Origin of the sequence: Porphyromonas gulae DSM 15663 (assembly GCF_000378065.1) — a bacterium.
GTDB lineage: Bacteria > Bacteroidota > Bacteroidia > Bacteroidales > Porphyromonadaceae > Porphyromonas > Porphyromonas gulae.
Window position 1 is genome coordinate 1 of the sequence record NZ_KB899184.1, and the last position, 15,232, is coordinate 15,232.

Genomic DNA, 15,232 nt, shown 5'->3' on the forward strand with positions numbered 1-15,232 from the left:
CGGTGGCAAATCGAAATTTTCTTCCGTAATCTCAAACAATTACTACGTATAAAGAGCTTTATTGGGACATCTCGCAATGCTGTGGAAACGCAGATATGGACTGCCCTAACAACAATGTTGCTACTCTGTTGGCTAAAGCATACTGCTCGTTACAAATGGGGGCTGGCAAACCTTGTCGTGTCGTTAAGGCTGAACACTTTTACCAAAATTGATCTTGAAAAGTGGCTTAACGAACCCTTCAAACCGCCTCCGGATGACAACAATTAGGGGAAAGGCGAGATTAAAATTCTTATTTTTTCGTTGGGCTGTATAACTCAACGGGTTACGCCTAACTCATAATTTATTTAGGACAACATTGAAAAAATACCCTTGTCTCGATTGGGATTGAGACAAGGGTATTATTATGGATTTTACTTGTTTACAGGTTTTATGGAATCTTGCTGGCTTCAATTTTATAATAAATCTCTCCGTTTACTTCTATTCTATTGGCAGGAGTAATAGCCTCTTCCAGTTCTTTCCGCTTTTTCAGGAAATAATCCAGTAATTCGTCTAATTCCGTATCCGGGAAAATTTTCTTTTTGCGGAGTTCGCGTACTTTCAGCAATTTGAGCACAGGGTGAAATGAAGGCATCGCAAATGCCTGTTGCTGCGCTTGGGACAAAGAAAGGTTCAGAATAGCTTTTTTACTCAATGGATAGATTTTTTCATCTTGAATCCATTTGCAATACGCTTTCACCATCCCCTTACGAACAGCAGAGGTATTGAGGTATATCGGCGGAGTCGTAGGCTTTTCTGTCGATGCTGATCGTGCCGGAGAAGGAGTAGGACAAGTTCTGCTCTTTCCTTTTTCGATATTCTTTCCTGTGTATTTGTAATCTACCCTCAAACGGGTTAAATCGTTAATGAATCCTCTTAAGCGGGAAAGTTCCGCTTCATTCAGCAGCAAAATATAGTTTCCCTTGGATAGGTCTGCAGTAGAGGTTTCCAAAGACAACGGATAGTTGGTCTTCGGTTTCATATGTGCCAAAGGAACAAAGTCTTTGGTGGGGACTGAATATTCTTTCGATAGCCCATTTAGCTCCAGCCAATAAGAATTTAGTTTTGTCCTGCCTTGCCCTGTTTCCTGAAAAGCTTTATTCAGGTGAGCAAGTAGACTGTTGTTGTCGCTTTCGATCTCAAGGATCAAAGAATCAGTGGCGGCAATCAATAGATCCTGAGGCAATTGTTCTTTTTTTCTGGGGAATACAATCCATCCCTGAAGCATACTTGATTTTGGGAAATCAAGGCTGTAGATATTTTCTGTCCGTTCTATAAATTGGTTAGATAGACATAGTTGTTCAGAATGGACAAGTATATCTTTTTTCTTAAGAGCAAGCTGCTTGGCAGATCGGTCGATCATGTTTTCTACCTGAAGAACGAAATTATTAAAAGTATCTCCTTCATCAGAATAAATTTGATAGCCGAGAATTCTACAGTTGCTTTGAACCAAGCTTTCGATGAGGGAGAGATCTACCTGTTCCTGTGTATTGCCATTCTCTCCAATCAAAACGACGATGTTATTCTCCGTTTTATATGGGGCTAACAATTGTGTAGCTCTTCTCAATCCACTCCATGCATCTTCGTTCAGCTCCGGATACATCTGTCCTTTGGCATCTGCATAGCTTTCAAATACGCCCAATACGGAATCAATATCTGAATTCAAAGGGATTTCGCCAGGGAATTGTTTGTTGCCTCTGGCAAATCCGATGACGGCACCGACTTTATATGAATACTCGCTTTTTTGTTTCAATACAGCATTCAAACCTTGTATGGAAGAAGCAAACATCTCGAACTTATCATAGACAGGCTTCTGTCCGGCAAAAACAAATATGATATTGATTTGCTTCAGGCTTTCTTTCAATTCTTGGTACCGCGTATAGGTTATCGGTTTGCCTGACAGACTGTAAACAAAGTTTCGACTATTGTCTACCATTGGGACAGTCAATATTGTCCGAATCGAGGAGGTGCTGTCTCCCTGCAAAATGGACGAAACAGCATTCATTCCTGTAAAAAGATGAGAAGAATTTGGGTGTGCTAACTTCTTAATATCTTCATTCGGGATATAATGTTCAGAACCGAATTGGTCATAAACCGAATATCTTGATACCGGTATAGCAGAATAATCCATATATAGAATTTCACCAAAAGGCATTAGCAGGGAAGAAGACAACCATCCGGATACAAGCGTTGCTACACTGTCCGGTGCAATCCTCTCTTTTCCGATGACGAAGCTTTTGCTATTGTCTACGGTCCTTTTAGCTAAATAAAGAGGTGACTGAAAAGGTACCTTAGCGATCGGTGTCAATAATTCCGGCTCTTTGAAAATGACAACGGAGTCTGAAGAGAAATAATTTTTAGTACGTGACAGAGGTGCTGCATCCTTGAACATCGTAATCATCTTTATTGTGCGTCCCGTAGCAATATTCGTTGTTGCATGAGAAGATAAGATGAGGTTGTCTTGATGGATCCAACCATAGTATTCTGCCTGCTTCCTGTTTTTCAGCTTTCCGTTCTCCAAAATATCCGGAGAATATTTGATTAAGCGCAAGAAATCTCCTTTTTTACCGATCACAAGGAAAGGTTCGAGATAAGAGGCCGTCTTGAGTTGTACTTTTCCTCCGGGATTATAATAGGTAGGGTTATTGCTCCTGTCGGAATATACGATCCATGGACTTCGTTTTTCTATAGAACGGGACACCGCAACATCACCGCAGCAATAATTTCTAGTATATTCATCGGGTGTTTTTTTTATTTTGGTAAACTTGTTGATAGGTGCACATCCCATTAATAGGAGAAAAATCAAACTAATTCCTATCGTTTTGTTATTCATATTTTTCATAATGGTTACTTTTTGAGTAGTGAATTTTGACGGACAAGTAATTTCTTCACGCAATTAGATCTTTTATCAGGTTCTACTACCACCTCGAGTACTGTTGCGGATGAGCGACTCCCAATAATTTTCAACTCGTGACAATACGAGTAAAAATCATTTTGTCTGACATTATTGATTAGCACGATTACATTCGGATTATTACAGAGATATTTGTCCAATACATAGTTGTAATTGGCATTGAAAGACTCTCCGTCAATAATGTTTTGCAAACGTACACGAATATCTTCAGCAATTAGAGATAGGACATCCGTGGAATCGCTCTCTGCGTATTCCGGTAGAATCTCTATCTGATGAAGTACCGGATATTCGGTGTTCTCCGACGTCAGGTGTACTTGATAAATGCCAGGCTCGCGATAGGCATATGTGGGATTTTTCTCCCGCGAATCGACGTCTCCACTTTCTCCAAACTCCCAACGCCATTCAGATGATTCGCCATCGGCCATAAAAGTTATTAACTCATTTTGTAATGCCGTTGTGGGAGCAATAATGCGAACAGGAATCTCTTCCTTCGTTTCTGCCTTCTCCCGAACATTTACAATAAAGCGTGCTTCTTGTTTTCCATCAATTTTCAGGCGGACTTGGTAACGTCCTGTTTGAGGGAACAAATACGCTCCTTTTCTTTCTACAGACATATCACCATTTCCAAACTCCCACAAGACTTCTTTGACATTGTGAGTGCTATCTGTAAAAAAGATCGGAGAGCCTAATTCTATCTCCGTCGGGGAAACGTATGCATGAATTTCCTTGTCTGTAAATTTTAGCCGTAGGAGCCATGCAATAAGTATTCCGGCTGCAAGTGCAGCTAAAACGATGATCATCCATCGAGTAAAGATTTTGTTCATAAATTGTTTTTGTTTAGATTGTTTTTCTTGTTTTCGGTATTGCTTCTGCAGCGCTCAAGATCTGCCTTAAATTTCTCTATGTTTTTCTTGGTGCTCCAAAGCTGCTCTCTGTCGGACAAGCGAAACTCGTAGAATGTCGCTGTATGATCGAATATTTTGTATCGTTCATCCCATTTGTTTTGAATGTATACATTCCGTATCTCCCCTAAGATATAACTGATCTCTCTTTTTTCATATGAAGCATTCAGCCCAGGGTCTATCCGGTTGATTTTTTCTTCAACGCTCAAAACCTTATTTATCATATCCATTTGCTTAACCTCGAAGTTCTTGATACGATCCATCTGTTCCAAGGCTTGTTTCTTGTTGCTGGATAAATGATAATTATAATTAGGGAAAAACAAGATCAGACCGGATAATACAGTCATCGTACAGAACAATATCAGAACATAGAAAAAACCTATTGTTTTTTCTCTTTGGTTCATTGTCTTATTCGTTTTCATGTACTTACAATTATTTTCGGTTATAACTCAGCCTTCCGACCGAAAGACGCCGTGTAACATTTCTATTCTCATCATTACATCGTATCAAGTCGTTTTTTGTAATATCTTCAATCCGTTTCATGGTCGAAATAGAATCTCTCGTGCGGAGAAGAACATCCATCTTATCAAAAAGATGACGATGAAGAAGAGCGTCTTTTTCAGATAATCTCTCAATCAGGTTCCCCAGAGTCAGTTTTTTGGAGGCAATACTATTCATGAAATAGTCCGGATTCGCTCCCTGCGATATATCTAATGTTCGATATGTATTGAATATATCTGTAAAGGCATCAGAAATAGCTATCTGTTCATTGTATATACGTTCACTGTCTCCTGTACGCATACGTATTTCTGCTATTTCACGTTCTGATGTTTTCAGAAAGAAATAAATACAGAAAAGAGTCCCTCCCACCAAAAAAAACATATATTTGGCAAATCTGGCATAGGAGCGAACAACGTTTTTATGGTTCAAAGCTTTCATTCTTTTTGCTACTTTATTTTAGTACTGTTGTAAGACCGAGAATCGGCATTTCTTCCTGCTTGTCAGAAAGCAGGAAGGACGTTTCTTCAGAAACGCTCCTCATACTCAAAACTAATTCCACATCTGCTGGCAGAAACAGATCTAAAAGGCTTAGCAACTGTTTATAAGCAGGAGTCTCAACAGATAATAATTCTTTATGTTTTCGCTGCAAGTTATTAAGTCTGACATTTACAACAGGAAAAGAATCTGTTATCCCTCCTCCTATAAATGTCGTTAATCCTAACTGAGCTTTATCTCCTAATTTCCATTTTGCATCATCGGGAATGCAGAACATACTATTCTTTTTTTCTATAACGACTTGGCAATCAAGGAAAACAGATAAAATCTGTGATATTTGTTCAGCTGATGTTATACGATGACTTTGGAATAAAAAATTTAGAATGAATAGCGCTTTGTGCAAAGGCATAGCTTGCAAGAAATCCCAATCGGATGTCAATAAATGAATAAATTCCGAGTATTTTTCTCGCTTTTCCAACCGCCTTTCATATAGCTGAGCAGAAACCAGCATGCGATCTATAGAAATCTCAAAAGGCTTAAAGAAATAACGAGCATTGAATTCTTCTTGCCTATTGCGCTTGATCGATTCTAAAACATTTGTTTTTCCTTTTTTATTTTCTGAAGTAACTCCTTGATGAAACAATCCCTCGGGCAAGGATTCGTATAAATCTCTTTTATGAATATAAACATTCAAAAAATCCGAAAAAGTATGCTCTGAATTTTCCCATGAAATTTGTTCGATCTCTTTCGCCTTTCCGCGCTGAGCCTTTCCTTTTCGAAGGATTCGAAGTGAATCGATCGAAAGGCCGCTTTCTATAAGACCTGAGGCAACGAGTTCAGCCTTGAAGTCGGTATAAAGAGTATTGTTCGTAGAACAAACTCCGTTAATGGGAGGAAAGGTTTTATTCTTTTTCATTGATATGTTATGGCCACTTTTAATCGACCAGTGTCCAACGGTTAGATTCGGATACGGTGTCCTGCATCTGTCTTTCAGAAATTACAATGCTCTCTCTATGTTGACCGATAAATTCGAGACGGCTGAGAGAGGTAAACAACTCTTCCAACATGTGTAGCATACCTTGTACGGCAACCAAGGACTGGTTAATCCTATTATGATCGTATGATTTATTTACGACCTCATCTAACAACTGTTCAAATGTTGATGGAGAGATCCCATTCCATTCATGGAAATACTTCAACATTGTTTCTTTTTCTTTTATCGACAAAAAACAAAGGCTTGTCAAAATGGTGCTGGCAAAAGAAGTCAAGGTCTTGACAACTTCATACGGAGTGAGCATATGAGCCTTGTTTCTCCACTCAAAATAGATCGTGGATAAAGTATGAGAAAAATCCTTGCATAAGAGAAGTACATTTTCGGCAATTGGAGTTCGGTTGGGTTGTGCAACTGTCTTCTCCACAATTTTCTTTACTGCATTGTCAAGTATCGATATTTCTCGTGTGAAATCCGCCATGTATTCATGCAGTCTGCTATGGGAGGCCATTGATAAGGAAGGGGGAATATAATTTCCATCCAACGTATACACACCATCCTGTTTGCGAAGCAAACCTATGACAACACTATAAAGATAATTTTCCGCTACACTTTTTCGATTGTTACGAGGTAGAAGTGTCAAGCGGTACGTTGGTTCCACGTATGGATAACGAGATGGTGTTTCATTGATGTCGGGGATACCACATGGATTCCTGTCAAAAGGCACAACATTTAGCAAAATATCCCATCCTTCTTCCGGAATCTCTCCTTCACTTTCACAGGGACAAGTAATCTTACTCTCAGGATCGTCCAAAAGAATCAGGTAACCTCCAGGTGTAATACCTTTATAAGATTCCAAAACGACAGTCCTCTGTTCTCCATGCCCTGCAAGAGTTATAGCAACAGATCTATCGTCATCCAATGCCGGAAGAAGTCCATAATGGAAAGGAGCTCTAAAAGCTTTTGCATTTTGGAGGATACATTCCAAAAGATAATTTTCCGTTGCAATGAAATGATCAGGAGAGACGCTCATTCCCAGTTTCCAATTAACGGGGCGATATATTTTCTTTTCTTTCATATTCAATGGATTTTATTGATATTCATTTTTCCGTACTCGCTTAGATACAATCAAGTATTTCTCGACGACCTTGTTTCCGACAAATGATATTTCGGGGTCAATATATTTTCGAGGTCTGAAGAACGATGGCTTCACATAGAAAATCCATCCATAAGGGTCTTCTATATCGTAGTATTCAATAGGATCGGCGACTTTTTTCTGATTGTAATCAGATATGATTAATTCAAACCAATCCCCAAAAATCATATCTTGTTTGGCTTTAGCTTTCAATCGGATTGGTTTTCGATCAGTAGGATTTTTGTAAATCTCTATTTCGCAGACAAGCAATTCTTCCGTATCAATTGGAGCTGATACGCGTATCACGTTATTGGGGGTGTAGATTCTCATCTTATATATCTCAATAGGAATACTCAAATAAGAATTAAATGCCTGAGAAAAAAGAGGAACAATCGCGAACGTTGTGATACATGTTCCGGCCCAAATACCATAATGAAAATCATTGGTAAAATTGAACAAAATGGAAAATAAAGCTAATCCGATGATAATCTGTACTCCAATAAAAAGAAAGGCGAAACCAAATGGACGTCCATTAAGAGGCTTAACATACTTCAACAGCAAGCTACTATTGACATACCCCAAAGCCAAATATACGCCTTGAAGGAGAAGATAGCCATAGGGCATAAAATTAACTCGAAGAAAACCTAATAGCCCGGGTATTGCCAAAAGCACACTCGACAGGAGGATGTAGAAGATTGCTTTTTTATCTCCTAACAGTTTATTCTTTTGGGCAACTAACAAAACGACAAAGCCCAATACAAATGCTATGATTGGAGCAAGAAGGTAAGTCGAAAATATTTTTACAACAGCAGGATTCATACTTTTATTTAGTCAACAAAAACTCTATAGTTAAATGTCATTGGAGAGAGAGCGGCCAATTTGTGATGGATATCATCTGCAATTTGTTGTTTTAGCTGAGCATCCAAAACCGTAGACAAAGGAATGAGATGAACGTCGATCGTGCGGATCAGTCCCTCTGTCGGAGAACTTCCCAAAGCAATACCTTTTTCGATATTGACACCGGATATTATATCTGATAATTCTGACAGACAAAAACTTCTTATATCATTATTTGTTACAATCTGATTCCGACTACTTAGAATATATTTGAACCGGGCTATTCTTTCACGTTCCGATGGCTCGGATGCACCTCCAACTGTCGGAGTCACAAAAATTGCTCCCGAAACTTCTCCGAAAAGCGGTTCTTCGGGCTGTAATTGTATTCCCGCCCTAATGCCATTGGCTATATTTCCCAACGTAGCCCAATATCGCACATAAAAATTACCGAAGGCTTGCGGGGAATCGACGAAAAGATAGAACGGAATCCCTGATTCCGAAGAAATGCCTTTCGATTCTCTGCTTATCTTCGTTATCAGACGTTCGATAATATAAGTACTATCTGTATTATTTCCTAATTTGGATGAAGAGAATACTCCCATTTCATCTTCCAGCAGATTTTGGAGACGCTGCAAAAAGTCTTTTGCATTTCGGCGATCAAATGATTCGCACCCCCCCTGCCGCAGGGTATATGTACAATTGTCTGTATTGTTTTTATATCCGTTTGCAGGTGTATAAATCCTGTTCTCTTCATCGGTTACGTCTATGATGGACAAGAAGAGCTCTCCGAGCTTTCCGGAGAGTGGTACTATACCAAAATTCTTCTCAACCTTAGAGACTATGCTGTATAATTCTTTGTTGGCAACAGGAACAGTATTGATCATTACGAGAATATCCTCCAATACCGTCGGAGTAAAATAAGGGGGAAACTCTACCTTGACCCAGATCAACTCAGTATTACAAACATCCAAATACTTCGTTTTTTCCTCTTCTGCCATGCAAGAGACCAACTCTTCAGGAAGTACGCTTAAATCCTTTTCTGTAATAACCAGATCATCCTGAATCGTTTGATAGCCGACTCCATAATATTCGAGGATTTGGTGGTTGATCCGTGTATCATACTCTTGTTTTTTGAAAAAGGAGTTTAGACTATCGTCATTAGAAGATTCCTCTGAATGTAACCCGGACTTCAGTGTAAGCTGTTTGTTTCCCAAGGCCCATTTACTCTGGGGAAGCAAGTGCAAATAATCACTTCTCCTGTCAATGTTAGGGAAGTCAATGTAAAAAGACAGATGATGCAAATTCTTGGGTTTGACATCAAACTCTAATCCAATCCAAACTTTATTGTAACTCTCCGGTGTTTGATTTGAACGAAGCATGAGCTTCTTATTCATATCCGGAAGCACTTCGTACACTTCATTTCCGACAATCAATGTCCTTATAGCAGCTTTATGCAATGGCGTTCTACAAACCGGTCGAAATGTGTAGCGAGTATTTTCCTTTCTACCGGGAAAGGGAGAGACAGCATAAAAGCCGGTCGAAGGATCAGTGACATGGATATCCGTAAGAGGCTGTATATAAGCAATAGCATGAGCCGGTCTGGCACGGGCAACCGATTCAGGCAGTAATACCTCACTTAGCCGCTGCATAGCACGAACCTCGATGTCGGCAATTTCATCAGAAAGGATATGCAATTGGGCCGACATAGCCTCTATCAGAAGACGGATAAACGGATCCAGATTCTCTATCTTCCTTATTCCCCAAAAATCAAGAGCCGTACGAATCATCCGGTCTTTGATTTCTTCCTTGCTTTCTCTATAGTTTGTTCCCATCTGTTAACAAAAATACATTATTCTTTGGATAAAGGGCCTAAATACAGCCGATGACGAAATCGACATGGATCACCATTAGAGACCAAAATGGCTGTGGTATAGATATCCACCCTCTTGCGGATATTCACATTGTCTGATAAAGCCTTGTGCAAAACATCCGTGATTTCGACGCGAAAACTACAGTTGGAAAGTCGCCTCTCATATGTGCCGACGGATTCCGCTAAATATTCCATGAACTGGGTCTGCCATTTGTCTAATGACATGATTCGCTCAAAATCCATTTCCCAAATAGCCGTACCATATCTCCGGTCGAAGATGTGCTCTCCGGGGCAGGTCATGATTAGTAACCCGATGTGTTGGTCGATGGATTCCAATTCAGAGACCTTCCTTGCATCACCTCTTTCCTCATCCAGAAGTGCTCCAAAATCCATCGGGATCTTATAATATCCGTTTGACATATCTTATATTGTATTCTAAAATATCCATTCTCTTAGAAATGGCAATTATTTATCCTTTGTATGAGAAATTTATCCTCATCACCGATCCAAGCATCTCCCTCCGTTCAATCGGATTTCTTCCATTTTCTCAGATTCCATGCATAAAGCCGATAATACATATTATTCAAAAATACCAATAACCTTCGTTTTAGTCCTCGAAAGAATTCTTATTCCCCTGTCGGAATACGGGCAGTTCACGTATTGGGATATGCTTTTTTATTCTCATTCGCTCCGGCTCTGGATATGCACCTGGAGCCACATAAGTGTTGTCTTCCAATATCGATGAATCTTCATGCAGTAGCTTTCTGATGCAGTGGGCTGATCGAAAAGTCCGACGGCATCAAAAACGAAACAAATAATTCCTAATCCAATAGGCCCTCCAAATGTAGCAACAGTGCCCATTGTAATGTCTAATCCGACCCCTGCATACCATTCAGGAGGTAACCACCACTCCTTTTTGGGTATAAGTAGAAGCCCTCATAAGGACGTCCTGTCTGTCGATAAAAATCGAATAGTTCCCTACTGATAAATTGGTTGTTGTATCTTGGATTAGGCATACATTTTATCAATCGACCCAATTACTCTCGAATGTAAATTCATTGAGACGAACAGATTTGGGGGAAACAACGATGGTAGTCTTTGTTCCTTGATTTATAACCATTTCCTGTTGTATGCTTATACAATAAGCCTCTTTGAAGCTGATACGCAATGGAGGTGTCCCCGTTTCGTTTCTGAAGAGGATTTCCCCATCTTTACGCATCCATTGATTCGAAGCCCAGGAAAGTAATGCGTCATCAGGTATTTGCGATAGTTCTATCAAAAGCTTTCCTCCAAGCACTTCGGCCTGCGGTTCTCCTTTATCATCCGTCGGCTGCATAAATGAAGTGCTGAATCGGTGCACATCGTACTCTTTGCCCATAAATACCAAAACGGCATTTATATTGACATCGGGCTGTTGTAAGAAATTCAGATTCATAAAATCGTAGAATGAGAATTAAATGTTTTTCCAATCGTTTTCAACAATGATCCCACCTATTGTTAGTTTCCTGGCGTACAGCGCAATGCGAGTAGAGGCATATGTGCCACCGGCCTCGGAAAAATTAATATCCATTCCGATGCAGGCTGCTGTAGCGAAAGATATCTTTTGGAGAGGTGTATCATTCATATCGCACATTACGATAGTGCCATCTTTATACTTTCTCGAATTCAGCATCCAATCAATAACCTCATTGGTGGGCAGATTGGCAAAGGTTAGTTGCAATGTACCGCTTCGGACTTCTCCTTGAACCTTTCCATGTATATCAACTGCCTGGTCAAATGAATAGCTGAATTTCTCCAGTTCCAGGCCATCCGTCAGTAATCCTTTTATACTTGCATCGTTCAATGAGCCGATGCGAAGAAAACTTCTGTGTCCAAACATATTCTATACTGTTTTTGGGGAAACCGTTTCCCATACTAATTCTTGCTTCTCAGATAGTGTGCCATGCAGCACATCACCGGGGTTGAGCTTCCCGGAGAGGATCATACGAGAGATAGGGCGTCTTAGGTAGTTGCGTATTATACCAGACACTTGCCGTGCTCCATATTTGGGAGTAAAGCCTTTGAATGCCAACATCCTCTTTACTTCGTCCGACAACTCGATATCCATATTCTGCTGTTTAAGCAACTTTCGGAATCCCTTGAATTGTATTTCAAAGATCTGCATAAGGATGGTCTCACCTATCGGAGCAAACGGAACAATTTCGGACAATCGTGCGAGGAATTCCGGACGGAAGTAACTGCTCATTATTTCCATAATTTGGAGAGTCGTGGGCTGTCTCCCTTCTGACAGTTCTTGGGCGATCCATTCGCTACCGACATTGGAAGTGAAAATAATAATGGCATTGGAGAAATCGCCCTCTTTACCTAAACGGTCATGCAGTTTTCCTTCATCCATGATCTGGAGGAATGTGTCGTAAACCGATGGATGGGCTTTCTCTATTTCATCAAAAAGTACCACGGCATAGGGTTGTTGGCGAATTTTGTTTACCAGCAATCCACCTTCTTCGTAACCGACATATCCCGGAGGAGCACCATAAAGCAAGGCTGCCGAATGCTCTTCTTTAAATTCAGACATATCGAACCGAATCATCGCTTTTTCATCATTGAATAGAGCTTCTGCCAAGGCTTTGGTCAGCTCGGTTTTACCGGTACCGGTCGGGCCGAGGAGGAAAAAAGAACCGATAGGCTGTCCCGGCTTGTTCATTCCGCTACGCGATTCCAAAATGGCATCCGTCAGAGATTTTAGAGCATGATCCTGTCCCACAACCCTTTGTCGGAGAAGATCCTCCATATTCAGCAAACGTTCTTTTTCGCCGGCCCGTATCTTGCCGATAGGGATACCTGTTTTGCTGGCTACAACTGCGGCAACGTGGTCACCTGTAACACATTCTATTTTTTTCTTTGCAAATGATTCCAGCTCTTCTGCCATTCGAAACAAACGATCAAACATTTGAGTCGAATCAACCGATTGCTCCACATTGTCCGTATAATTCAGACTACCTTGTATGACAGGGCTGATACGACTTATAGTTTCTTGCCACAAGCGGTGTAGTTTGTCCGACAAATCCTCTTCGGACATATCTATTTTACCTGTTTCAAGCTCATCCAACTCCTGTGTCAATCGCAACAAATCGGATTCCACAGTCTCATTGACCATTTTCACGGCGGACATGGTCCGGTCGAGCAGATCGATGGCAGAGTCAGGAAGACGGCGGTCTTTGACGTAGCGTTTGGCCATACGCACACATTCCGACAAAGCCATTTCATCGACATCCAATTTATGGTATTCACGATAATTCTTCAGTAACAACTTGGCCATCGCCACGGCATCGTCGATAGACGGCTCGGCAAGTTGTAATACCTCAAAGCGGCGGTTAAAAGCGTGATCGGGTTCGATCTGCTTGCGATACTCATCGGTCGTAGTAGCTCCGATGACAGTCAGGTCCCCCTTGGAAAGTTCCGGTTTCAAGATATTTGCCGCTCCGCTATTTCCTTGTTTGACATCGAGCAGGATGTGGATTTCATCGATAAAAAGGATAACACGGTCTAATTGTCTAAGCTCTTTGATGATGTTTTTGAGGCGATCTTCTATTTCGCCCTTATAAGTGGCTCCTGCGATCAATGCACCACAATCCAACTCCCAAATATCCGTTTCAAGGAGGAAAGAAGGCACATTTCCATTCACGATACCGTATGCCAAGCCTTCCACCATTGCTGTTTTCCCGACGCCGGAATCTCCGATTATCATTACATTCGGTTTGCCCTTTCTGCCGAGAATTTCTGTCATCTGCCGCATTTCCTTGTCTCTGCAGACCACGGAATGTATCTTCCCCTCTCGAGCTTCGGCTGTCTTGTCGATGCAGTATTTCATCAAATGGGTCAGAGGCATGGCAGAGGCTGAAGATTCCACAAAAGGAGCCATGGCCTGGGAGACCTGTCGAGGGATGGTACCGCCTTGAAGAAAGATATCCAATATCTCTTTCTCTCGAATGGGAAATGATTTCAACTGGTCGGCAGAAAAGGCCACCTCGGGTTTGGCTATGGCACAAAGCACACAAATCGGATTGATTTGCAGGAGACCGAGCTTCAGTCGTACGTTGTCGGCCTCCTCGAACAATGTAGGAATGCGTTCGTCCGGTTCTACTTCGGTTATACCGGAGAGCTTTTCGCACATTTCTATACGCACCTCAGCCCATTCATCGAGATATAGAGGATCTTTCCCGATGGATTCGACGAACGAAGTCAGTCCAACCTCCTTGTGCAGCGATGCTTTCAGAAGATGCGCCGCAGTATAGGTCGCATTACCATACTCTCTGGCCAAGGATTTCGCTATTCTTATGCCTGTTTGAACCGATTCATCTAAATTCAGAAAGTCCATAGTTGGTTCTCATACTCTGTTGTTAGACCGCAATAATGCTAAATCTTCAGGTTTTCTTTTTGAGGGATTGCACTTCCCAAAGGTATACAAATTTTGCATATTTTGATGATTGAAAGCTTAAGACACCAAGGTGCGGATTCCACAAATAAATGCAACACTAAGGTAAATTTAGCAAGAAGCACTCGAAAGGGGTTCTATATTTGAGTTTCTTTCTTGGTCTATGGTTGAGTTTTTCTGTATATCGGATAGTTTTTTAGGGGTTATGTGGATGAAAGAAGAGGCTTTCGGGATATATTGTCGAATAAGGGCATTTAGATGTTCTATGTGGGGTTTATCCGTAGAAGTATAAGGTCTTGCGAAGTATACGGGTACTTTGAGAGCCTTTTCAATCTTATCGAAGGCCATAAACTCGGATCCGTTGTCGGTGGTGATAGAATGCAGTTGCCCTCTTCTTTTGAGAAAGGCAAGCTTTTTGACAAGAATTTTGGCAATGGGTTTTGCCTTTCGTCCTTCGGGCAGCGCTTGAATGATGGCAAAATTGGTTTTTCGATCCGTGAGCGTCAGGATGGCTTCATTTGGAGTGGCTACGATGATCAAGTCCGGTTCGAAATCACCTCTACGCTCTTGATGATCGATACAGGCGGGCCTGCCAAGAATGCTGCGCCGTGGCTTCTTCGACGTTACAGGCACTGACAGCCTTGCTCGACGATACTTCAATGCATGCCGGCAATACGTATAGAGGGATCCTCCTTGCCGTTTATCCTCATGCAGGAAGTTATAGATGGAGGTCTTACCCACCATGGGTTTTCCCTCTCGTTTATAGCGTCCTGCGATTTGCTCGGGAGACCATTGATGCTCACGAATCAGGTCTGTGATCTCTTGCTTAATCCGCTTGTTCATCTTGCGAGGATGGTGTTTCCACTCATGTCGTTCCCCGGCGAAGAGATGCGCCTGTTTAGGGTTATAATGGCCGCGATCAGTGCAGTTGCGCCTTAGCTCTCGAGAAACACTACTTGGGGCAACGCCGATAATTGCGGCGATCTTCCTGATGGACAGGGCAACCGCATGAAATCTTTAGTAGCTTTTTGAGATAGTCTATATTCAGAGCGGCTTTGAACAACCTCTTCCGTAAGGATAGTTTGTCTTTGTGCCCGGATACAATGGCTAAAGCAA

At 41.3% G+C, this 15,232-nt stretch carries 14 protein-coding genes; 1 reads left to right on the forward strand and 13 read right to left on the reverse strand.

Annotated features, from left to right (window positions below):
- A partial coding sequence (locus F452_RS10970; protein ID WP_018966021.1) for an IS4 family transposase occupies positions 1–267 on the forward strand: 267 nt, incomplete at its 5' end.
- Positions 268–427: 160 nt separating this feature from the next.
- On the opposite strand, the gene tssR is transcribed toward F452_RS10970, so the two are convergent.
- The 13 genes from tssR to F452_RS10975 form a co-directional block, all read right to left on the reverse strand.
- Positions 428–2,869 carry a type VI secretion system protein TssR domain-containing protein gene (gene tssR / locus F452_RS0109775; protein ID WP_235317475.1) on the reverse strand — a complete coding sequence of 814 codons (2,442 nt, stop codon included), beginning with the start codon at positions 2,867–2,869 and terminating at the stop codon, positions 428–430.
- A 14-nt stretch (positions 2,870–2,883) separates the two neighbouring features.
- The gene (locus F452_RS0109780) at positions 2,884–3,774 is read right to left on the reverse strand and encodes a PKD domain-containing protein (protein WP_018966023.1); all 891 of its coding nucleotides are present in this window, start codon (positions 3,772–3,774) and stop codon (positions 2,884–2,886) included.
- The gene (locus tag F452_RS0109785; protein WP_026292371.1) at positions 3,771–4,274 is read right to left on the reverse strand and encodes a type VI secretion system transmembrane protein TssO; all 504 of its coding nucleotides are present in this window, start codon (positions 4,272–4,274) and stop codon (positions 3,771–3,773) included. The genes F452_RS0109780 and F452_RS0109785 overlap by 4 nt, the downstream gene beginning before the upstream one ends.
- Before the next feature lie 10 nt (positions 4,275–4,284).
- Positions 4,285–4,791, reverse strand: a complete 507-nt coding sequence (locus F452_RS0109790; RefSeq protein ID WP_018966025.1) for a hypothetical protein — start codon at positions 4,789–4,791, stop codon at positions 4,285–4,287.
- Between the two features lie 13 nt (positions 4,792–4,804).
- A complete protein-coding gene (locus tag F452_RS0109795) occupies positions 4,805–5,764 on the reverse strand; it encodes a type VI secretion system baseplate subunit TssG (protein WP_018966026.1) in 960 nt (319 codons plus the stop codon).
- 19 nt (positions 5,765–5,783) lie between these two features.
- Complete coding sequence (locus tag F452_RS0109800; RefSeq protein WP_018966027.1) at positions 5,784–6,917, reverse strand: type VI secretion system baseplate subunit TssK; 1,134 nt, start codon at positions 6,915–6,917, stop codon at positions 5,784–5,786.
- A 12-nt stretch (positions 6,918–6,929) separates the two neighbouring features.
- On the reverse strand, positions 6,930–7,793 hold the full coding sequence (locus F452_RS0109805; protein WP_018966028.1) for a TssN family type VI secretion system protein: 864 nt from the start codon (positions 7,791–7,793) through the stop codon (positions 6,930–6,932).
- Between the two features lie 8 nt (positions 7,794–7,801).
- Positions 7,802–9,643: a type VI secretion system baseplate subunit TssF gene (locus tag F452_RS0109810; RefSeq protein WP_018966029.1), complete on the reverse strand. Its 1,842-nt coding sequence runs from the start codon at positions 9,641–9,643 to the stop codon at positions 7,802–7,804.
- A gap of 17 nt (positions 9,644–9,660) precedes the next feature.
- Complete coding sequence (locus F452_RS0109815; RefSeq protein WP_018966030.1) at positions 9,661–10,101, reverse strand: GPW/gp25 family protein; 441 nt, start codon at positions 10,099–10,101, stop codon at positions 9,661–9,663.
- Positions 10,102–10,705: 604 nt separating this feature from the next.
- Positions 10,706–11,116: a type VI secretion system tube protein TssD gene (gene tssD, locus F452_RS0109820; protein ID WP_018966031.1), complete on the reverse strand. Its 411-nt coding sequence runs from the start codon at positions 11,114–11,116 to the stop codon at positions 10,706–10,708.
- An 18-nt stretch (positions 11,117–11,134) separates the two neighbouring features.
- The gene (gene tssD, locus F452_RS0109825; RefSeq protein ID WP_018966032.1) at positions 11,135–11,560 is read right to left on the reverse strand and encodes a type VI secretion system tube protein TssD; all 426 of its coding nucleotides are present in this window, start codon (positions 11,558–11,560) and stop codon (positions 11,135–11,137) included.
- A 3-nt stretch (positions 11,561–11,563) separates the two neighbouring features.
- Complete coding sequence (locus F452_RS0109830; protein ID WP_018966033.1) at positions 11,564–14,059, reverse strand: ATP-dependent Clp protease ATP-binding subunit; 2,496 nt, start codon at positions 14,057–14,059, stop codon at positions 11,564–11,566.
- Between the two features lie 168 nt (positions 14,060–14,227).
- Entirely contained in the window at positions 14,228–15,115 is an 888-nt protein-coding gene (locus tag F452_RS10975; protein ID WP_200880481.1) for an IS30 family transposase, read from the reverse strand.
- Between the last annotated feature and the right edge of the window lie 117 nt (positions 15,116–15,232).